This is a genomic window from Mesorhizobium sp. M1163, assembly GCF_040318415.1.
In the GTDB taxonomy this organism is placed as follows: Bacteria; Pseudomonadota; Alphaproteobacteria; order Rhizobiales; family Rhizobiaceae; genus Mesorhizobium.
In genome coordinates, this window is the sequence record NZ_JAMYMF010000060.1 from 1 (window position 1) to 19,870 (window position 19,870).

The window sequence follows — 19,870 nt, forward strand, 5'->3', positions numbered from 1 at the left end:
CGCTAAACACGGGGGCTGCGCGGCGGACACGCCGACGTCACAGCTACTGCCACGCCATTTTTGCAGAACTTGACGCACACAACTCCTGCGACGATGAAGGATTGGCGAAGGCTGACGTGAAGTTCCGATCTCCCCACTTAAGGGGGAGATGGCCGGAAGGCCAGAGGGGGCACTGTCCCGCCAGCGGCTCATAAAAAAACCCGGCGCAAGGCCGGGTTTCTCAAACGCTATCGAGACACAAACGCCTTCAGCTCACCTTGACCTTGGCGGCGGCCTGGTCCTCGGCCAGCTTCTGCTGGAACATCTGCGCGAAATCGATCGGGTCGAGCATCAGCGGCGGGAAGCCGCCATTGCGCGTTGCCTCGGCAATGATCTGCCTGGCGAACGGGAACAGCAGCCGCGGGCATTCGATGAACAGTATCGGCAGCATGTGCTCCTGCGGGAAGCCGCTGATGGAGAAGACGCCGCCATAGACCAGTTCGACATTGAACAGCACTTCCTGGTCGAACGATGCCTTGGCATTCAGCGTCAAATTGACGTCGAACTGCTTGTCCGAAAGCGGGTTGGCGTTGACGTTGACGTTGATGGCGATGCCGGGGGCCTTGTCGCGGCCGCGCAGCGAGTTTGGCGCGCCGGGGCTTTCGAAGGACAGGTCCTTCACATATTGCGCAAGCACGTTGAGCGAAGGCTGCTCCGCATTTCCATTACCGTTGGCTGCGCCGGTCGGGGCGTCGTCGTTGCTGGCCATAAGCTGTGATCCTTTTGCCTGGGCAGCGTTGCTGACCGGATTGAAATTCGGGCGTTCGCTATCATGGCCGGCACGACAAGACAAGTTTGCAAAAGACGCCGGTTGCCTTGCGGCTACTCGTCCTTGAGGCGGCGCCAGGGAGAGTCAGGCCCGCGCGCATGGTCGTCGGCGCGCGAATAGTCGCCGTCGTCGAGATCGATGGTCTTGCCGCGTTGCCTTGCCCGCAAACCAACGCCGAAATCGGTGGCCAGCACGATGCGGCCTTTCAGCATCCGCCAGGCAAGATCGCGCACCGGTGGCAGGAACAGTAGAATGCCGAAAATATCCGAGATGAAGCCGGGGATGATCAAAAGGATCGCGGCCAGAACGATCATGGCGCCGTGCGCAAGCTGGCGGCTCGGATCGTGGCCGGCATCCATTTCGGCACGGACCCTGGCCATGACGCCAAAACCCTGGTGTCGAAGGAGCAAGGCGCCGGCGACGCTCGAGGCCAGCACCAGCCCGACCGTCGCCAGCGCGCCGATCTGGCGGCCGACAATGACGAAACCGGCTATCTCCAGCAGCGGAAGCGCAAGAACAAACAGGGGAAGCAGCGAGATACGCAAATCTTGACCGATCGTTTCGATGTTTTGCCGGCCGGCGAGCAATCGCCGCTGGCACCAGAGCTGTTAGATAGGTATGGCTGCCTTTGATTTGAATGATTGCGCCATGCGTTCTATATGCTTTGGATACTGAACGCTATGTGATCGCGGCCCTTGCTTGGCCGCTGGTCCGGCCAAAGCAGGGATTGATTGGCGCAAGATATGGGCTTCTTCGACTTCGGCACAATTTTCTTTCTGATTGCGGCGGTGGTGATCTTCTTCCAGCTGCGCAACGTGCTTGGCCGACGCACGGGCAACGAACGCCCGCCCTTCGATCCATATACGGCAGGGCGCAAGAACGACAAGGATGCCGCCCAGAAACCCGAGAACGTGGTTTCGCTGCCGCGCAAGCGGCTGGCGGGAGAGCCGGCGGCCGATGCCTATACGGCGATCGACGCCTTTGCCAAGCCCGACACAGATCTCAACCGGGGCCTGCGGGCGATCAAGGACAATGATCCGACCTTCGACCCGAAGACCTTCGTCGACGGCGCCAAGATGGCCTATGAGATGATCGTCATGGCCTACGCCGATGGCGACCGCAAAACCTTGAAGAACCTTTTGTCGCGCGAGGTCTATGACGGCTTTGTCGCGGCCATCGGCGACCGCGAGGCAAAAGCCGAAAAAATCCAGTCCTCCTTCGTCGGCATCGACAAGGCCGACATCGTTTCGGCCGAGATGAAGGGCAGCGAGGCGCACATCACGCTGCGCATTGTCAGCGAACTGATTTCAGCGACCCGCGACAAGGCCGGCGCCGTCATTGACGGCGATCCCGAGACCGTCGCCGAGGTCAAGGACGTCTGGACCTTCGCTCGTGACGCGCGCTCGCGCGATCCGAACTGGAAGCTCGTCGCCACCGAAGAAGAAGACTGAACTGGACGGCGGCGGGGGCTGTCGTGTCGCTTTCTCGAGTCTTCAGCGAAAAGTCCTTTGGCGAATTGCCGGGCTGGGACGAGGACGACCAACTCCCTGCCTTTGACGCCTTTCGCCGCTCGGCCTTTCATGTCCTGACGAAACCCTACCGCTCCGGCGCGCTCGGCGTCGATTTCGGCGCCTTTGCCGAAGCCTATGCCGCAGCGCGCACCGTTTCGCCGGCGAATCGGTTGGAGGCCCGAAGCTTCTTCGAGCGCTACTTTGTGCCGGCCCATATAGGGGCGGAAAACGGCGGCCCAGGCCTCGTCACCGGCTTCTACGAGCCGGAGGTCGACGCCTCGCCGGTGCGCACGCGACGATTTTCGGTGCCGTTGCTAACCCGCCCGGCCGACCTTGTCGACATCGACGATGGCAATCGTCCTTCCGGCATGGATCCTTATCTTGCCTTCGCTCGTGCGGCGCCGAACGACCCGGTCGAATATTTCGACCGCGGCGAGATCGAACGCGGCGCGCTCGCTGGACAAGGCCTGGAAATCGCCTGGCTCGCCGACAAGGTCGATGCCTTCTTCATCCACGTGCAGGGCGCGGCGCGGCTCAACATGACCGACGGGGAGCTTTGCCGCGTCACCTATGCCGCCAAATCCGGCCAGCGCTTTACCGGACCGGGCAAGATCCTGAGCGACGAAGGCGAGATCCCGCTGGAAAAAGTGACGATGCAGTCGATCCGTGCCTGGCTCAAGGCGCGTCCGGAGCGCGTCGACGAGATCCTTTGGCGCAACCGCTCCTACATCTTCTTCCGCGAGATGGGCGTCGACGACCCGGAGCTCGGCCCGGTCGCTGCCGCCAAGGTGCCGCTGACACCCTGCCGCTCGATCGCCGTCGACCGGCTGCTGCACACGTTCGGCACGCCCTTCCATATCGATGCGCCGTCGCTGACCGCCTTCGACGAAAAACCGTTCCGGCGGCTGATGATCGCACAGGACACCGGCTCAGCGATCATCGGGCCGGCCCGCGGCGATCTGTTCGCTGGGTCGGGCGATGCGGCCGGCGAGATCGCCGGCGTTATCCGCAACGCCGCCGATTTTTATGCGCTGATCCCCCGGCCGCTGGTTTCAGGAGCAGACCGATGACCCGGCGCATCGACAGGCTGAGCGAGGACGACCGGGTCCTGTGGAACCTGGTGGCGCGCACGGCAAAGCCGCTGAAGGGCAAGATCGCCGTCGATATTCCCAAGCTTGGGCCGGAGATCGACGAAACCAGGCAGGTGCCGCCGCCGGCACAGGTCGCGGGCAATGCTGCCGCGGTCGCGAAACCGAAGGCGCAGCATGTTTCCCACGCACTCGACGAACCGACGCTGGACAAGCTGTCGAAGGGCCGGCTGCCGATCGAGGGCCGCGTCGACCTGCATGGCCTGACCCAGGACGAAGCCTATTCGCTGCTGTTTTCCTTCCTGCACCGGGCGCATGCAGGCGGCATCCGCTATGTCCTGGTAATCACCGGCAAGGGCTCTTCGTCGGGCGGCGACGGCGTCTTGCGACGCGCCGTGCCGTCATGGCTGTCGACGCCCGCCTTCCGGCCCCTTGTCTCCAGCCACGACCATGCCGCCCGCAATCATGGCGGCTCGGGCGCGCTTTACGTCCGTCTGCGGCGGGCGCGCTCTTGAGGATGCGCCCATGAGGATGCGCCAATGAGGATGTGCTCGTGACCCCGTTCGGCGAAAAGCTTCGCGTGCTGCGAAACGAGCGCGGCGTCACCCAGAAGGACATGGCCAAGGCGATCGGCGTCAGCGCAGCCTATCTCTCGGCGCTCGAACACGGCCGCCGCGGTGCGCCGAGCTGGACGCTGATCCAGAAGATCATCGGCTATTTCAACATCATTTGGGACGACGCCGAGGAACTGGCGCGGTTGGCCGAAACCTCGCATCCGCGCGTCAGGCTCGACACGTCCGGCCTTAGCCCGGCGGCGACCGAGCTTGCCAATCTCCTGGCCGACAACATCGAAAAGCTCGACGAAGCCGAGCTTCGCCGCATCATTGCGTCGCTCCGCGCCGCGCTGAACCGGCCGAAATGAGTTGCTTTGTTACTGGACCGAGCCGACCAGAACCTGCTGGCCGCCGCGGATCGAGACCCAACGGCCGGTATTGTCGATCGCCTGCCGCTTGAGGAAACGATAGCCGGTCTGGTCCCAGGAACGGACCTGGTCGGTCAGATTGTCGAGGATGTAGTCGCCCTTGTCGGTGCGCACCGTCAGCACGGCGTGGCCTTCGCCATCCGGCTTGCGCACGACGGTCATCAGCAGATCGGCAAACGAGACGCCCAGCCGGTTCAGCTCACGGCGCTTTTCCAGGACATAGTCCTCGCAGTCGCCGACACCCTTGTCGGGATAGGCCCAGACCTCGTCCTTGCCGTAGATGTCGAAGTCGCTCTCAGGCTTGACGGCGGCGTTGACCTTTACCGTGACGCTGAGCAGCTTGCGCCACAGCGAGCCGGTCATGCTGGCGGGCGACAGATCCTTCGGGCGGATCGAGCATTCCGACGGGTAGGTCTTGCAGAAATCATAATGGCCGATCGGCTGCGACGTCGGACCACCTGTTATCATCGGGCTGGCTGCCGAGGCCGAACTGGCCCAACCTGCCGCCACAGTAAGTCCAGCCAGCGCGCACAGGCGTAGCGTTCTCGCCATTGGTGAGGAAATCATTGTCCCCGCTTGTCCCTTGTTGTTAACGAAACGTTAAGGGGTATTTACAGTCGGTGTCAATTATGAGGATGGATTGATTTTTGCGGCATGGTTACCTGCGTGGCGCCAACGCGACTATTGTGCAACAGGTCGACCGGCCGCACGGCCCCGCCAACCGATGATTTTGGCATTGACCGACCTGATGCGGATTGACGGGCATCATCGCTGGTCGCCTATTTCTTGCCGGTCCTGACCAGCTTGGGCTTCACCGCAACACGGTTCTGGCGGCCGTAGCTGGTAATGAAATCGACGATGCGCGGCACGATTTCGGAGCGGAAGCGCGAGCCGTTGAACACACCGTAATGGCCGACCGCCGGCTGCATGTAATGGGCGTGCCTGTCGGCCGGAATGTTGATGCAGAGGTCGTGCGCCGCCTTGGTCTGGCCAAGGCCGGAGATGTCGTCGTTCTCGCCCTCGACGGTGAACAGGGCGACATTGCGGATCGCCGAAGGGTCGACCGCCACACCGCGATGCGTCATTTCGCCCTTGGGCAAGGCCTGGCGGACGAAGACGGTATCGACGGTCTGCAGGTAGAATTCCGCCGTCAGATCCATCACCGCCAGGTATTCGTCATAGAATTCGCGGTGCTTCTCGGCATTGTCGCCGTCATGCTTCACCAGGTGCATGAAGAAGTCTTTGTGGGCGATGATGTGGCGATCCAGGTTCATGCTCATGAAACCCGAAAGCTGCAGGAAACCGGGATAGACCTCGCGGCCGAAGCCCGGCACCGGCCAGGGCGCGCGCATGATGACGTTGTCGCGGAACCAGTCGATGCCCTTTTCCTGGGCCAGCAAATTGACCGCCGTCGGGTTGCGGCGCGTGTCGATCGGGCCGCCCATCAGCGTCATCGTCGAGGGCACGAAAGGATCGCCCTTGGCTTCCATCAGCGCCACCGCCGCCAGCACCGGCACCGACGGCTGGCACACCGCCATCACGTGGGTGTCGGGTCCCAGCGCATGCAGCATGTCGACAATGTAGTCGACATAGTCGTCGAGGTCGAAGCTGCCGTCGGCAAGCGGCACCATCCGGGCGTCGACCCAGTCGGTGATATGCACGTCCGCATAGGGCAGCATCGCCTCGGCCGTGCCGCGCAACAGCGTCGCATAGTGGCCCGACATCGGTGCGACGATTAACAGCTTCGGATCCGGCCGGCGCCCGGCCGGGACAGCCCGCTCGAAACGGACCAGATTGCAGAACGGCCGCGACCAGACGGTGCGTTCGCTGACCTCGACGGTTTTCCAGTCGACCACGGTCTTGGTCAGGCCGAATTGCGGCTTGCCGTAGCGGCGTGTCGTGCGTTCGAACAATTCGGCCGTTGCCGCGACCGAGCGGCCCCAGGACGTGTGTGAAACCGGATTGAGCGGATTGGAGTAGAACAGGCGCACCGCATCGGCATAGAGGCGGGCCGGCTGCAAGGCGGCATGGTTCAGTTCGTAAAGCTGGTAGAACATCGAGAACCCCGCTGCCGACTGCGATCGAAGGGCCGACGAGCAGCGCCGAGCCTTGTCTTGCGGGAGGTTAGCAACAATTTGCTGCGATGCAATACGTCAACTTGCGTGATTTATGCTCATTCTTTCGTCCAAGATGTTGGGAATCCGCCTTCAACGGCAACAGCCGGCTCAATGTGCACCTGCGAAGGCGTAGCCAAGGGTACGCCTATCGGTGCGATCGTCGGAGGAGGTGTCCGGCCTGGCGCTCTGACTGTTAGACGCGTGCCATGCAGACGGCGGTATGGCCCGAGCTGATGAAGCCGAGCTGGCTGGCGGCGCCCTTCGACAGATCGAGCACGCGGCCCCTGATAAACGGGCCGCGATCGTTGATCCGCACGACGACGCTGCGGCCATTGTTGCGGTTGGTCACCTTCAGCTTGGTGCCGAACGGCAGGCTGCGATGCGCTGCGGTCAGCGCCGACGGGTTCATGCGTTCGCCGGAAGCGGTTCTGGAATGCAGTGAGTACCAGGAGGCACGGCCGCACTGAGCGGCGGCGCTGGCAGTGGATGCGCCGACCATCAGGCCAGCCGCGATCATGGCCGCGGCAAGCGCGGTCTGGTTGCTTTTGTTCATGTGTTGGGGACTGGCTCCGTTGACAGACCCGCAGCGGTTAGAGGCGAATGAGGCAGCAAATGCGGCAATGATCTGTCGGTTCCATGACAATGTTACACGTTTGGAGTCGGTGCGAAACAATTTGTCAGAGAGTTTCCGCAGCAAGGCACAGCTTCTTTGATGATCTTCGCATCGACCTCAGCACGTCTTGCACAAGATCAGAGATTTGCATCTAAGTAGAAGTTGGCCTGACCGGGCCGCTTCTTTCGCTGTTCCATTCCGGCAGGAGCGCGGCCGATGATCGACTTGGAAAGGAGTTTTAGCAATGAGATTGATCAAAAATCTGCTGGCGTTGATTGTGCTCGCCATCGGCGTGCTGTGGTCATTGCAAGGCATCGGCCTTATCGGCGGCAGCTTCATGACCGGCCAGTCGCAATGGCTCTATGTCGGCATCGTCACCGCGCTGGTTGGCTTGGCCGGCCTGGCCTGGGCGAACCGTTCGCGCGTTTGAGCAGGCGTCGATCCTCAGGCTCCCGCCAGAGCAGCGCACAGCGGACCTGTGGCGGCCGGTCACCGCGACCAGTATTGCCAGCCCCAGTAGAAACTTTCGTCGCGCGGCGGTAAGCGGTTGCGCTCCGCGTCCAGATGCACCGGCGTCGGCGCTTTGCGTTCGTCCTCAGGCGGCTGTTTGTCTCCGGCCTTGATCAGGCGGAGCCAATGGCCGAAACGCGCAAGCAGCACAGCGGTGGAATGGGGCATCGTCACGTCTCCGATCCGGTCACTCCCGCCCCGCCCACGGGACGAGCACCCGCTCGATCCTGCGGATGATGAATTCGAGCACGAAGGCAATGGCCGCGATCACCAGTATGCCCATCACCACCACGTCGGTGACGAGGAACTGGGCGGCGGACTGGATCATGAAGCCGAGCCCGCGCGTCGCCGCCACCAGCTCGGCGGCAACCAGCGTCGACCAGCCGGCGCCAAGCGCGATGCGCAGGCCGGTCAGGATCGAGGGCAGTGCGCTGGGTAGGATCACGTGCCGGACAAGCTGCGTGCGGGTCGCGCCAAGCGCGCGTGCCGCATTGATGCGTTCCTGCGAGACGCCGCGAACACCCGATGCCGTCGACAGCGCGACCGGCGCCAGCATGGCGATGGCAATCACCAGGATCTTGGACGGCTCGCCAATGCCGAACCAGATAATGATTAGTGGCAGATAGGCCAGCGGCGGGATCGGCCGCAGCAATTCGAGCAGCGGATCGAAGATGCCGCGCCCTATGATGCTGATGCCGATAGCCAGCCCGATGGGAACGCCGACGAAAACGGCCGCGATCAGCGCTGCAAATACCCGCCACAGACTGGCGGCGATATGCTGGAGCAGCGTCGCGTCGACAAAGCCGTCACGGGCGACGACGACAAATTTGTTCCAGACTGCCACGGGCGACGGCAGGAAAACCGGCGACACCAATTGCAGGCGGGCCGACAGTGCCCACGCCGCCAGCACCACCAGAACAGTGATCGCGCTGACCATGCGGGCCGAAACGCGGCTGCGTCTCGGCCGCGACCGCGACCATGGCACGGACAGCGCGTCGGCTCCGTCGTCGGCCTTGGAGCGCTGCGGCCGCTCGGTATAGGAGGTAACGGTCATGCTGCCTCTCCTTCGAAGATCGCATCGGTCAGCTCGCCGCGCGCCGCGGCGAAGGCGGGATCGGCCTTGATGCTGCGAATGGCCTCGCCGGCTGCATAGCGCCGGCTGAAGCCGGTTTCGAAACTCCGCACCACCCGCCCAGGGTCGGGAGCCAGCACAATGATGCGGGTTGCGAGCACCAGCGCTTCCTCGATGCCGTGCGTCACCATCAGCACGCCGACATTGCTTGCCGTCCACAGATCGAGCAGCGTTGTTTGCATGCGTTCCCGTGTCAGCGCATCGAGCGCGCCCAGCGGCTCGTCGAGCAGCAGGAATTGCGGCTCGGCCGCCAGCGCCCGGGCCAGGCCGACGCGCTGGCGCATGCCCCCGGAAAGCTCCCAGATGCGCTTGTCGCCGGCACCGTCGAGCTTCACCAGCGCCAGCAGCGCATCGGCGCGCCGCGCCCGTTCACTTGGCCCGACGCCGCGCAGCCTGAGCGCAAAGGCGACATTTTCCCGCGCGGTCAGCCACGGAAACAGCGCGTCGTTCTGGAACACGACGGCGCGGTCCGAGCCTGGCGCCGTGATCGGCCTGCCGCCTACCGTGGCGCTGCCGCGCACAGGCTCGACCAGGCCCGCAGCGACATTGAGCAGCGAGGTCTTGCCGCAGCCGGAGCGGCCGACCAGGACAACGAAGTCATCCTTGGCGACGTCAATCGACACGCGTTCGACGGCCGGCGCCGGCTGGCCTTCATAATGAATCGAGACTTTGTCGAGCAGGAGATGCGTCATGTGGCGTCGCCGATATTCTGAATCTGCAGGCAACGCGCGCGTCAGGGAAGGGAGGACGCGCGCATTGAGCGGTCGCTAATTCGAGGCAAGCGCCTCGCCGACATATTTCGACGACACGTATTTCGAATAATCCGGCAGCACGGCGTCGATCTTGCCCTGCTCCTTGAGGAAGGCCGACGTCGCCTCGACTGCCTTGACCGTGCCGCCACCGAGGAACTTGTCCGAGGCCTGCTCCTCGAGCGTCGGGAAGACATAGCCCCTCAGCAGTTGCGGCACGTCTTCGAGCTTGGCCCCGGTGATCCTGGCGATCTTGGCCGCTTGCGGCGAGGACACCGACCATTGATCCGGCTTGGCCAGGAATTCGGCATAGGCAGCGCCCGTCACTTTGACGAAGTCGCGCACCGCCTCCGGGTTCCTTTCGGCGAAGTCGGTGCGCACGATCCAGGCGTCGAAAGTCGGCGCGCCCCAGGCGGCGACCTGCGAGGAATCCAGCACGACCTTGCCCGACGTCTTGATCTGGCCGAGTGCCGGATCCCAGACATAGGCGGCGTCGATGTCGCCGCGCGCCCATGCCGCCGCGATCTCCGGTGGCCGCAGATTGAGAATATCGACCGACTTCGGCTCGACACCCTCATGCTTCAGCGCCGCAAGCAGGCTGTAATGCGTCGTCGAGACGAAGGGTACCGCCACCTTCTTGCCGGCAAGGTCGGCGACCTTCTCGATGCCGGCGCCGTTGCGGGCGACAAGGGCCTCGGATTCGCCGATCAGCCCGACAATGAAGATGGTCTGGATGGGAAGCTCGCGGCTCGCCGCCGCCGCCAGCGGGCTCGAGCCGACATAACCGATGTCGACCGAACCGGAAGCGACGGCGGCGATCACGTCGGCGCCGGAATCAAATTTCCGCCAGTCGATTGCCGCCTTGGTCGCGCTCTCATAGGCGCCGTCGGCCTGCGGCACCTTCGAGGGTTCGACGACCGTCTGGTAGCCGATAGTGATCTTGAGGTCCTTCGCATGGGCTGGGCCGAGAAAGCCGGCACCAGCCAGAGCCGCCGAGGACAGGAGAACGACGCGTCGCGAAATAGTGGACATGAAAGGCTCCTTGAAAAGAGAAAAATCGGATCGCTCCCTCATAGTCAGCTAAGTCTATAAGGCTTGTAGAGTTAAATCCTTCCAACCATTGCCGTCTTGTTAGAAAAAAGCCGTCAGTGGCGCGGCGCGAAGGCGGATATGGCGGCTGCAGCGGGCCTCGGCCTAAGGTCTGTTGACGGTCAGGTCAGCCGAAACAGAGACGGAATGGCGCGCACTATTGGATCTGCATTCATTGGTCAGTATAGCGGCATCGATCCTCGGGTCTCCGCTGCGTCGCTGCTTTGAACAATGGCGCAGCACCTCAATTGCCTTCTTGGCTCCACCTCGCCTCTGGCTTCGCTGTCCGTTGGAGCGACCGGTGATTGCGCCATCAGCCGCAAACAAGAATTTTCCGTTTTGGCCCGGTCACCGGCAAATCCATGCTGCGAACGGCCGAACAATTGAAAGTGAATTTCCTGTGCTCGGGGTTAAGTCTAGTATTCTTATGGACATTGAAGGATTGGAGAGGACGATGAGCGACGCCACCCTCCTTGTTGCCGCGCGCGGCATGCTTTGGCCTTCAAATTCAGGGACAGAAGCTGCTGTCGGCCGGTCGGGACATTCCTGTCGCCGGCCAGTTTGCCGGTGTCCCATTGGCGGCGGCTCCTGTGCTCGTAGGGCCACAAGCCCCGGCCAAAATGGCCATTGCGGCTTGAAAACGAAACAAAATCAACGTTTCTTGGCTTGTATATCATGTCACTAGAATTTATCTGTAGTGACAGCTTGGACGCGGCGGGGAGGCACGCCAGGCGTTTCGCAACCGATGGCCTTGGGTCATCGCATGACAGAGAAACGTTCGGGTTATGCTCACGAAAAAAGGTAAGTACGGCCTCAAGGCGCTCGTTCATCTGGCGCGCCTGCCGGTTGGACAGCTCGCCTTCGTCAACGACATCGCCCGCGCAAACAATATTCCGAAAAAGTTCCTCGATGCCATCCTTGGCGAATTGCGCAATGCCGGTTTCGTCCAGAGCCGCAAGGGCAAGGAGGGCGGTTATCGCCTGGCGCGCCCAGCGGACGAGATCAAGGTCGGGCACGTCGTGCGCGTGCTCGACGGGCCACTTGCCCCCATTCCTTGCGCCAGCCGCACCCAGTATCAGCGCTGCGAAGATTGCAACGAGGCGACATGCCAAGTCCGACATCTGATGCTGGAGGTCCGGCAGGCCATCGCCGAGGTGCTGGACCAGCGCAGCCTCGCCGAGATGCGCGACATCGCCGGCGACGAAGACCTTTCGGTGCCGTTGAAAATCCAGGCCTGAATCAACAAAGCCTGACCCGAGAATTCCGGAACCAATGGCTCCCAAGACAATTGGTGCGCGCATGACCGGACGCGCAAATTCGATCATTCCAACTTCGATCATCATTGTCGGTGGCGGCGCCAGCGGCGTCGTGCTTGCCGCGCATCTGCTGAAGTCGCCCAATCCCGATCTCCGCGTCAGCCTGGTCGAAAAACGCCCGCATTTTGGGCAAGGCATGGCCTATTCAACGCTGCTCTCAGCCCATGTGCTGAATGTCAGCGCGTTGGGCATGAGCGCCTATGCCGACGATCCCGGCAATTTCTCGCGCTGGCTACTTGAACGCGGCCTGGCAACGCCGGAACAGGCACCGGTCTATGCGCCGCGCAGCGTCTACGCCCGCTATCTCAAGGAGCTGCTCGACGAACTCGAGGCGCGTGAGCAGCAGACGGGCCGGCTGCGCCTGATCCGCGAGGAGAGCCTGTCGATCTCGCCGACCGCGTCCGGCGTCGAGGTGGCGCTGGCCAACGGCACCAGCGTGGTTGCGCATCTTGCCGTGCTGGCGACCGGCCATGACGAGGAGCCGGGGGCGGGGCAGGGCCACGCGATCAGGATGGGATCCGAGGCCGACAGCGCGCTCGACCCCGAAGCCCGAGTCCTGGTGCTGGGCACGGGGTTGAGCATGGTCGATGCCTTTCTGTCGCTCGAGCAGCGCGGTCATCGCGGCGCGATCGTCGCGGTGTCGCGGCGCGGCCTGCTGCCTTCGCCGCATCGCAAGGGCAATCCCATCAAGCTCGACGTTGCCGATATCCCGCTCGGCACCCAGCTTTCCTATTTCGTCGGCTGGTTCCGCGACCTGATCCGGGAAAACCAGAAGGCCGGCATCGACTGGCGCGACGTCGTCGACGGTCTGAGGCCCTTCAACCAGAAGATCTGGCAGAACTGGCCGTCCTCGGCCAAGCGCCGCTTTGTCGAGCACACCAAGGCGTGGTGGGACATCCACCGCCATCGCATGGCGCCGCAAGTCTACGCCCGCGTTACGGAGGCGGTGCAGGCCGGCCGCATCCGGCTTGTCGCCGGCCGCATCGTCGACATCGCCGCAGGCTACACCGTAGAGGTCCAGTCCCGCCACACGCAGCGCCTCGAAAGGTTCGATGTCGCCCGCATCTATGATTGCACCGGCATCGCCAGGGATATCTCGACCACCTCGAACAGCGTGGTGCGGTCCCTGGTCGACCGTGGGCTGGCACGGCCGGATCCGCTGCGGCTCGGCCTCGATGTGACCGCGGACTGCGAGGTCATCGCCGGCGATGGCACAGTATCGGCCAAGATTTTGGCGGTCGGGCCGCTGACGCGCGGCACCTTCTTCGAGATCGACGCCATTCCCGATATTCGCGTGCAGTGTGCGCGGCTAAGCAAGCGATTGCTCGGATAAGGCCCCCTTTGTCTTGACGCAATTTCGGATGCAAGACCGCCGCCGTTGGGTGAAAAGATCTCGACCGCATAACCTCGCGGTGAAGGCGAACCAGGGGTGCGGGAGCTAGCTCCGCCAGAAGCCGACCGGCCAGCCCGTGGTGGTCGAGACAGCCGGGTTGGCGATGACGATCGCCACACGTTTCGGCTGTTGCGCGTTGACCGGATTGGCGTCGCGTACGCTCATCTTCGTTCTCCTCCCTGGATTTTGTGGCCGGCGAGGCCGTGAGCCGCGACCCCTGGCCAGATGACCGGGCGAATTCTGCTTCCGTCGTCACCATGCCTTGCCTACCATGGCGCATGACCCAACGCGGAAGACTCTACGGCTGCCCGGTCGAGTTCGCGCTCGACGCGCTCGGCGGCAAATGGAAGACGGTGATCCTGGCGCACGTCAAGGAACAGCCGATGCGCTATTCCGACCTGCGCCGGCTGATCCCCTCGCTCTCGGACAAGATGCTGACGCAGCGCCTGGCCGAGCTTGTCGAGATCGGCTTCGTCACGCTCGAGATGTCGCCCGACGGCAAGGGGCGCTACGCCTTGACCGGGCGCGGTGAAGATCTCGCCGCCGCGCTCCAGGCGCTCTACGACTGGGGAAGCGTGCATGGCCGCGCCGAGGGCGTGCGTTTTCGCACCGATAGCGCAGCCACCTAGATCAATTCCGGGAAGCGCGGAGCGGTTTTCTGTCCGCAATTGCGAGACAAAGCGATGGAGCGGTTCGACGTTTGCGTGAAAGGGTGGATCGCTCTAGCAAGCCGACTGTCCTCAACCCGGTCCGGCAAGCGCGCTGCAGAAGCTGGCGACATCGGTGACAACGGCTTCGCCGAGGAAGCGTAGCGTCGCCATCGAGCGGTCGCGCGCCTCGCGGTTGCCGAAGCCACAGGCATCCTCGATGACCACGGCGACAAAGCCATTGTCGGTCGCCTGGCGAACGGTTGGCTCGATGCCGATCTCCATGGCGATGCCTGCGAGCGCTATCGTGCGCACGCCGCAATCGCGCAAGGCAAAGCCGAGCGCGGTGGAATCGAAGGCCGACATCGTGAGCTTGTCGAACACCGCCTCGTCATCGCGGGGTTCCAGCTCGGGCACGATCCGCGTCGCTTCGGCGTCGCGCGGGAACCACGGCTCAACCGTGTCGGGGCTGTCGCGCCGCTGCCAGGCCATGGCGGTGCGCAGCTGCGTCGCGCCCATCCATTTGCGCGGCAGCGACAGATGGCGCGTGAACGCCACCCGCATTCCGGCCACGCGCGCCGCTTCCAGCACCGTGCCGGTGTGCTCGACGATGGTGGCGGCGCCGGCCACCTGGCGGCAGATGCCGACCTGCATGTCGTAGACCACCAGCGCCGTGCGGCGCGGATCGCACCACTCGGCCAGGCTGGCCGGGATTTCGATCCCGTCGCGCGACCGGATCATGCCGCCGTCCGGTCCCACGGCTTGGCGATGTCGACGGTCGGGTCGAACAGGAATTCCAGCGGCAATGGCGCGTCGAAGGCGATGAAGTGCCATTCCAGCAGCCCGGCCTTGGACAGCGGGAAGTCCTCGGTGTAGCGCCGCGCTTCCGCGACGCTGTCGAGCTCGAAGACGATGATGACGCCGCCAATATCGCCGCGCGCATAATTCTCGCGCACGATCCCCGCCTTCCAGAGCCGCCAGACGTTCGACACTTCGTCGCGCAAATAAGGCCGCAGGTCGTCGAGCGTGACGCCGGGCGTGAAATTGTCATAGGCAAGAATCTTCATCGGCCATTCCTTGCATTGCTGTTCGACCAGCGCCGGGTAGCATGGCGGAATCAGCGGCGGCAACGAACGAGATGGTGCGTTGAAACGGCCGCACGATTGCCGTTCTGTGCCGTGCGACCCTACGGACGGCCAGGCGGCCGCGGTATAGTTTTCGCTGAGGAGGAAAAGCGCAGTGACCATCGAAAGGCTGAACCCCGGGGGCATGCACAGCAACCCGGCCTATTCGCAAGGCGTGTCGCTGCCGGCATCCGCGCGCATCGTGCTGGTCGGCGGCCAGAATGGGGTCGACGCGTAAGGCCGGATCGTCGCCAGGGACGATCTCGCTGCGCAGACCGCTTAGGCGCTCTCCAACCTGGCAAAGGTGCTCGAAGCCGGTGGGGCAAAGCCTGAAGACCTTGTCAGCCTCTCGGTCCATATTGCCGGCGACCTGGACATAGGGCCGGCCTTCGGCGCCTGGATGGCCTTCTGGGCAAATCGTGGCGCGCCGCCGATCATCAAGGTGCTGCGCGTCGCCGGCCTCGGCAATCCGGATTTTCTGATCGAGATCGAAGCCCAGGCGGCGATCGCCTGAGCCCTAAACAGGTTCTGCAAATCTTTTGCCCTGCCTGGAGGCCGGCGAAGCTTTCGCGAAATTCCATTCCCCTGCTGGCGGCCGGATTGGCACGATCTATCTTCTTTCCAACTGCAAACGGCTGGAAAAGACGGTAGGTTGCCGTCTTCCAGGGCGGTTGCTCATTCTGGCAACGGAGCATCTGACATGAGCAAGCACAAGATCGTAGCACCGGACGATGCATCGTCCCGCCTGCGCCCGCCCTATGCCTCGGTTCTCGACCTGATCGGGCAGACGCCGGTCGTCGAGCTGACCAAATTCGACATCGGCAAGTGCCGGCTGTTCATCAAGCTCGAAAGCCAGAATCCCGGCGGCTCGATCAAGGACCGCATCGCGCTGTCGATGATTGCCGCCGCCGAAAAACAGGGCAGACTGAAGCCCGGCGGCACCGTCGTCGAGGCGACCGCCGGCAACACCGGTCTCGGCCTCGCCCAGGTCGGCATCCCCAAGAGCTACCGCATCATCCTCGTCGTGCCCGACAAGATGTCGCGCGAAAAAATCCAGCATTTGCGCGCGCTCGGCGCCGAAGTGCGCATGACGCGCTCCGATGTCGGCAAGGGCCATGCCGAATATTACCAGGACATGGCCGAAAAGATCGCCGCCGAGCTGCCCGGCGCCTTTTATGCCAACCAGTTCGCCAACCCGGCAAATCCGCACGCGCACGAAACCACGACCGGGCCGGAAATCTTTCAGCAGCTCGGAGGTGATGTCGATGCGGTGGTCGTCGGCGTCGGCTCCGGCGGCACGCTGACCGGGCTTGGCCGCTATTTCGCGAAAGTCTCGCCGAAGACCGAGATGATTTTGGCCGATCCGGTCGGCTCGGTGCTGGCACCGTTGATCAAAACCGGCAAGATGGTAGAGGCCGGAAGCTGGACCGTTGAAGGCATCGGCGAGGATTTCGTGCCGCCCAATGCCGATCTGTCGCTGGTCAGGAAGGCCTACTCCATCCCCGACAAGCAGAGCATGCTTGCGGTACGCGACCTGCTTTCGAAGGAAGGCATTCTCGCCGGCTCGTCGTCGGGCACGCTGCTTTCGGCAGCACTCCGCTATTGCCGCGAGCAGACCGTGCCGAAGCGCGTCGTTACCTTCGTCTGCGACAGCGGCAACAAGTACCTGTCGAAAGTCTTCGACGATTTCTGGCTGGTCGAGCAGGGCTTGGCCGAGCAGGAGCAGCATGGCGATTTGCGCGATCTGGTGATGCGCTCGCATCGCACCGGCGACACCGTGTATGTCGGCCCCGACGAAAGCCTGCTCAACGCCTATGGCCGCATGCGCCGCTCGGATGTTTCGCAGCTGCCGGTGCTGGACGAGGGCAAGCTCGTCGGCATCATCGACGAAAGCGATATCCTGGCCAAGGTCGAAGGCCCCTATGACAGCCGCTGGGACCGCTTCAAGGCCCCGGTCAGTACGGCCATGACCTCTACCCTGCACACGCTGCAGGCCAGCCAGACGCTGGATGCGCTGCTGCCGGTGTTCGACCGCAACGAGGTCGCTATCGTCTTCGATGGCGACGAATTCATTGGCCTGATAACCCGTATCGACCTGATCAACCATCTGAGGCGCGCCCGATGACCGTCAAAGCCACCGTATCGGGCAGGAACCGCCTCGCCTTCTCGACGCGCACCATCCATGGCGGCCAGAGCCACGACCCGACGACGGGCGCGGTGATGGTGCCGATCTACGCGACCTCGACCTATGGCCAGCAGAGCCCGGGCGTGCACAAGGGTTTTGAATATGCCCGCAGCCAGAACCCGACCCGCTTTGCCTTCGAGCGCGCTGTGGCCGACCTCGAAAGCGGCACAGCCGCCTTCGCCTTCGCTTCGGGGCTGGCGGCGATCGCCACTATTTTCGAACTGCTCGATTCCGGCGCCCACATCGTCGCCACCGACGACATCTATGGCGGCACGTTTCGGCTGCTTGAGCGGGTGCGCAAGCGCTCGGCCAACCTCCAGGTCGACTTCGTTGACTTCACTGATCTTGCCGCGGTCGAAGCGGCGATCCGCCCGGAAACCAAGCTGCTCTGGGTCGAGACGCCGACCAATCCACTGCTGCGTGTCGTCGATCTCGAAGGCGTCGCGGCATTGGCCAGGCGCAAAGGCGTGCTGTCGGTCGCCGACAACACTTTCTGCAGCCCCTATCTGCAGCGGCCGCTGGAGCTCGGCATCGATATCGTTGTTCACTCGACGACGAAATACCTCAACGGCCATTCCGACATGGTCGGCGGCGTCGCCGTGGTCGGCGACAACAAGGATCTCGCCGATCGGCTGAAGTTCCTGCAGAACGCCATCGGCGCCATTTCCGGGCCATTCGACAGTTTCCTGGCGCTGCGCGGCCTGAAGACGCTGGCGCTGAGGATGGAGCGTCATTCGTCGAACGGCCAGAAGATCGCGCACTGGCTGGAAAGCCGCCCCGACATCCGCCGTGTTATCTATCCCGGCCTGCCCAGCCATCCGCAGCACGCCATCGCCAGGCGGCAGATGCACGCCTTCGGCGGCATGATCACCATCGAGCTCGACCGCGACCTCGCCGGCACCAAGCGCTTCCTCGAGCACACGCAACTGTTCACGCTGGCCGAAAGCCTCGGCGGCGTCGAAAGCCTGATCGAGCATCCGGCACTGATGACGCACGGCTCGATCCCGGCGAAAAAACGCGCCGAGATCGGGATATCCGATTCGCTGGTGCGCTTGTCGGCCGGGATCGAGGATGGCGATGATCTGATCGCGGATCTGGATCAGGCGCTGGCGAGTTGAGTGCACGATGCCGAACCGACGGCGGGACAGCGCCCCCCTCTGCCCTACCGGGCATCTCCCCCACGAGGGGGGAGATTGGCCGTCATCTTGCGCTTTCGCCAATCTCCATCGCTGAAACACGGACGGACGGCGAAGCTGCCGATCTCCCCCCTTGTTGTGGGGGAGATGTCCGGCAGGACAGAGGGGGGCGTGAAGGATCACCAAAGATCGGAGCCTACACGCTGCTCCGTTGACCTTGGCGCCATCTGGCGAAATGGTAGTCTCCCTATGAACAACCGACACCGCAACCAACCGACGGTAAGCGACACTCCGCTGACCTTCGCCATCCTGGTCTTCCCCGGTTTTCCGATGATGGCGTTCAGCTCCGTCATCGAGCCGTTGCGCGCCGCCAACGTGCTGGCGAAGCGGAACTGCTATCGCTGGATAATCGTCGGCGCCACCGAAGGCCCGGTCGAGGCTTCTAATGGCGTCGTCATCCAGCCCGGCTTTGCCGCCCATGACGCGCCGAAGGTCGATCGTGTCGTCGTCTGCTCGGGCGGCGATGCCGATCATCTCGTCGCGCACGATGCGGTGAGCTGGATCCGCAGGAGCCTGCGCGGCGGCGCCCATATCGGCGCGGTGGCGGATGCCGCCTTTTTCCTGGCTCGGGCCGGCCTGCTCGACGGCCATGCCTGCACCTTGCACTGGACCAGCCAGGCGGCTTTCATCGAAGCGTTTCCGGATATCGAGCTCAGGCGCGATCTCTATGTCATCGACCGCAAGCGCTTCACCTCGGCCGGCGGCGTCGGCAGTCTCGACATGATGCTGGAGATCATCACCAACGATTATGGCGCCGAGCTTGCGGCCGGCGTCGCCGAATGGTTCGTGCACAGCCCGCTGCGCTCCAGCGTCGACCGCAAGCTGATGCCGCTCAGGCTGCGGACCGGCGTGCAGAACGAACTGGTGCTGTCGGCCATCGCCATCATGGAGGATGCGGTCGAAGAGCGGCTCGGCATGGCGGAACTGGCCAACAAGCTCGGCGTCTCCTCCGATAAGCTCGAACGCAATTTCCGCTCCGAACTCAGCATCTCGCCCAACGGCTACTACCGCCGTCTGCGCCTCAAGCGCGCCGCCGACCTGCTGGCGCATTCGACGCTGATGGTGCGCGACGTGGCGCTGGCCTGCGGCTTCGCCTCGATGTCGAGCTTTGCCCGCGCGTTCCGGGACGAGCACGGCCACGCGCCGAAGGTGTTGCGGCGGCATTAGGGTGCATTAGTCACTCCACGCCGAGTTCCCGCCCACCCCCCTCTGGCCTGCCGGCCATCTCCCCCGCAAGGGGGGAGATCAGCAGCTTTGGTCCCGCCGCATATCCTGCTGCGTTGGTCATAGGCGAAGGCTGACGCGACATCCAATCTCCCCCCTTGCGGGCAGGGGAATCGCATATGGCGATTTTGGGGTTGAGTTTAGGCTGAGAAAGGATTCTTTGGAGAGGCAGTTGAGCGAAGGAGC

The 19,870-nt window shown here is 63.5% G+C and carries 24 protein-coding genes; 13 read left to right on the forward strand and 11 right to left on the reverse strand.

What is annotated here, in order from left to right; genetic code table 11:
• Window positions 1-247 precede the first annotated feature (247 nt).
• On the reverse strand, window positions 248-748 hold the full coding sequence (gene secB, locus NKH43_RS33000) for a protein-export chaperone SecB (RefSeq protein WP_023718763.1): 501 nt from the start codon (window positions 746-748) through the stop codon (window positions 248-250).
• A 113-nt stretch (window positions 749-861) separates the two neighbouring features.
• The gene (locus NKH43_RS33005; protein WP_023718764.1) at window positions 862-1,353 is read right to left on the reverse strand and encodes an FxsA family protein; all 492 of its coding nucleotides are present in this window, start codon (window positions 1,351-1,353) and stop codon (window positions 862-864) included.
• Between the two features lie 198 nt (window positions 1,354-1,551).
• Here NKH43_RS33005 and NKH43_RS33010 point away from each other — a divergent pair, with 198 nt between their 5' ends.
• The 4 genes from NKH43_RS33010 to NKH43_RS33025 are packed head-to-tail and all read left to right on the forward strand — an operon-like array spanning window position 1,552 to window position 4,329.
• Window positions 1,552-2,259 carry a Tim44/TimA family putative adaptor protein gene (locus NKH43_RS33010; RefSeq protein ID WP_023718765.1) on the forward strand — a complete coding sequence of 236 codons (708 nt, stop codon included), beginning with the start codon at window positions 1,552-1,554 and terminating at the stop codon, window positions 2,257-2,259.
• 23 nt (window positions 2,260-2,282) lie between these two features.
• Window positions 2,283-3,389, forward strand: a complete 1,107-nt coding sequence (mltA, locus tag NKH43_RS33015) for a murein transglycosylase A (protein WP_352481332.1) — start codon at window positions 2,283-2,285, stop codon at window positions 3,387-3,389.
• Window positions 3,386-3,922 (forward strand): Smr/MutS family protein, encoded by a 537-nt coding sequence (locus NKH43_RS33020; protein WP_352481333.1) that lies wholly within the window; start codon window positions 3,386-3,388, stop codon window positions 3,920-3,922. Before mltA ends, NKH43_RS33020 begins: the two co-directional genes overlap by 4 nt.
• 38 nt (window positions 3,923-3,960) lie before the next feature.
• Complete coding sequence (locus tag NKH43_RS33025) at window positions 3,961-4,329, forward strand: helix-turn-helix domain-containing protein (protein ID WP_352481334.1); 369 nt, start codon at window positions 3,961-3,963, stop codon at window positions 4,327-4,329.
• A 9-nt stretch (window positions 4,330-4,338) separates the two neighbouring features.
• Here NKH43_RS33025 and NKH43_RS33030 read toward each other — a convergent pair whose 3' ends face one another.
• The 3 genes from NKH43_RS33030 to NKH43_RS33040 all read right to left on the reverse strand — a co-directional run bounded on the left by NKH43_RS33030 (window position 4,339) and on the right by NKH43_RS33040 (window position 7,059).
• Window positions 4,339-4,956, reverse strand: a complete 618-nt coding sequence (locus NKH43_RS33030) for a transglutaminase-like cysteine peptidase (protein WP_023718769.1) — start codon at window positions 4,954-4,956, stop codon at window positions 4,339-4,341.
• Between the two features lie 212 nt (window positions 4,957-5,168).
• Window positions 5,169-6,446 (reverse strand): polyhydroxyalkanoate depolymerase, encoded by a 1,278-nt coding sequence (locus tag NKH43_RS33035; protein WP_352481335.1) that lies wholly within the window; start codon window positions 6,444-6,446, stop codon window positions 5,169-5,171.
• Window positions 6,447-6,699: 253 nt separating this feature from the next.
• Complete coding sequence (locus NKH43_RS33040; protein ID WP_352481336.1) at window positions 6,700-7,059, reverse strand: septal ring lytic transglycosylase RlpA family protein; 360 nt, start codon at window positions 7,057-7,059, stop codon at window positions 6,700-6,702.
• A gap of 304 nt (window positions 7,060-7,363) precedes the next feature.
• Here NKH43_RS33040 and NKH43_RS33045 point away from each other — a divergent pair, with 304 nt between their 5' ends.
• Window positions 7,364-7,549 (forward strand): hypothetical protein, encoded by a 186-nt coding sequence (locus NKH43_RS33045; protein ID WP_023718772.1) that lies wholly within the window; start codon window positions 7,364-7,366, stop codon window positions 7,547-7,549.
• A 59-nt stretch (window positions 7,550-7,608) separates the two neighbouring features.
• Here NKH43_RS33045 and NKH43_RS33050 read toward each other — a convergent pair whose 3' ends face one another.
• The 4 genes from NKH43_RS33050 to tauA form a co-directional block, all read right to left on the reverse strand.
• Window positions 7,609-7,797, reverse strand: a complete 189-nt coding sequence (locus tag NKH43_RS33050) for a hypothetical protein (protein WP_023718773.1) — start codon at window positions 7,795-7,797, stop codon at window positions 7,609-7,611.
• Between the two features lie 19 nt (window positions 7,798-7,816).
• A complete protein-coding gene (locus NKH43_RS33055) occupies window positions 7,817-8,683 on the reverse strand; it encodes an ABC transporter permease subunit (RefSeq protein ID WP_352481337.1) in 867 nt (288 codons plus the stop codon).
• Window positions 8,680-9,453, reverse strand: a complete 774-nt coding sequence (locus tag NKH43_RS33060; RefSeq protein ID WP_352481338.1) for a taurine ABC transporter ATP-binding protein — start codon at window positions 9,451-9,453, stop codon at window positions 8,680-8,682. The genes NKH43_RS33055 and NKH43_RS33060 overlap by 4 nt, the downstream gene beginning before the upstream one ends.
• Window positions 9,454-9,528: 75 nt before the next feature.
• On the reverse strand, window positions 9,529-10,542 hold the full coding sequence (tauA, locus tag NKH43_RS33065) for a taurine ABC transporter substrate-binding protein (protein ID WP_352481339.1): 1,014 nt from the start codon (window positions 10,540-10,542) through the stop codon (window positions 9,529-9,531).
• 842 nt (window positions 10,543-11,384) lie between these two features.
• Here tauA and NKH43_RS33070 point away from each other — a divergent pair.
• The 3 genes from NKH43_RS33070 to NKH43_RS33080 all read left to right on the forward strand — a co-directional run bounded on the left by NKH43_RS33070 (window position 11,385) and on the right by NKH43_RS33080 (window position 13,937).
• Complete coding sequence (locus NKH43_RS33070; RefSeq protein WP_352592220.1) at window positions 11,385-11,837, forward strand: RrF2 family transcriptional regulator; 453 nt, start codon at window positions 11,385-11,387, stop codon at window positions 11,835-11,837.
• Between the two features lie 61 nt (window positions 11,838-11,898).
• The gene (locus tag NKH43_RS33075; protein WP_352481341.1) at window positions 11,899-13,248 is read left to right on the forward strand and encodes an FAD/NAD(P)-binding protein; all 1,350 of its coding nucleotides are present in this window, start codon (window positions 11,899-11,901) and stop codon (window positions 13,246-13,248) included.
• 338 nt (window positions 13,249-13,586) lie between these two features.
• The gene (locus tag NKH43_RS33080) at window positions 13,587-13,937 is read left to right on the forward strand and encodes a winged helix-turn-helix transcriptional regulator (RefSeq protein WP_352481342.1); all 351 of its coding nucleotides are present in this window, start codon (window positions 13,587-13,589) and stop codon (window positions 13,935-13,937) included.
• 111 nt (window positions 13,938-14,048) lie between these two features.
• Here the strand turns inward: NKH43_RS33080 and NKH43_RS33085 are convergent, their stop codons facing one another.
• Both NKH43_RS33085 and NKH43_RS33090 read right to left on the reverse strand, forming a co-directional pair.
• Window positions 14,049-14,696, reverse strand: a complete 648-nt coding sequence (locus NKH43_RS33085; RefSeq protein ID WP_352861692.1) for a cysteine hydrolase family protein — start codon at window positions 14,694-14,696, stop codon at window positions 14,049-14,051.
• Window positions 14,693-15,022: a hypothetical protein gene (locus NKH43_RS33090; RefSeq protein ID WP_352861694.1), complete on the reverse strand. Its 330-nt coding sequence runs from the start codon at window positions 15,020-15,022 to the stop codon at window positions 14,693-14,695. Before NKH43_RS33090 ends, NKH43_RS33085 begins: the two co-directional genes overlap by 4 nt.
• A gap of 172 nt (window positions 15,023-15,194) precedes the next feature.
• Here NKH43_RS33090 and NKH43_RS33095 point away from each other — a divergent pair, with 172 nt between their 5' ends.
• From NKH43_RS33095 to NKH43_RS33115, 5 genes are all read left to right on the forward strand, one after another.
• Window positions 15,195-15,317, forward strand: coding sequence for a hypothetical protein (locus tag NKH43_RS33095; protein ID WP_352861695.1), 123 nt, complete (start codon window positions 15,195-15,197; stop codon window positions 15,315-15,317).
• Window positions 15,318-15,374: 57 nt separating this feature from the next.
• Entirely contained in the window at window positions 15,375-15,593 is a 219-nt protein-coding gene (locus tag NKH43_RS33100; protein WP_352861700.1) for a RidA family protein, read from the forward strand.
• A gap of 186 nt (window positions 15,594-15,779) precedes the next feature.
• Window positions 15,780-17,204 (forward strand): pyridoxal-phosphate dependent enzyme, encoded by a 1,425-nt coding sequence (locus tag NKH43_RS33105; protein WP_352861697.1) that lies wholly within the window; start codon window positions 15,780-15,782, stop codon window positions 17,202-17,204.
• Window positions 17,201-18,382, forward strand: coding sequence for a cystathionine gamma-synthase (locus NKH43_RS33110; RefSeq protein ID WP_352481346.1), 1,182 nt, complete (start codon window positions 17,201-17,203; stop codon window positions 18,380-18,382). The genes NKH43_RS33105 and NKH43_RS33110 overlap by 4 nt, the downstream gene beginning before the upstream one ends.
• Window positions 18,383-18,649: 267 nt before the next feature.
• Window positions 18,650-19,627 (forward strand): GlxA family transcriptional regulator, encoded by a 978-nt coding sequence (locus NKH43_RS33115; RefSeq protein ID WP_352861699.1) that lies wholly within the window; start codon window positions 18,650-18,652, stop codon window positions 19,625-19,627.
• Window positions 19,628-19,870 lie beyond the last annotated feature (243 nt).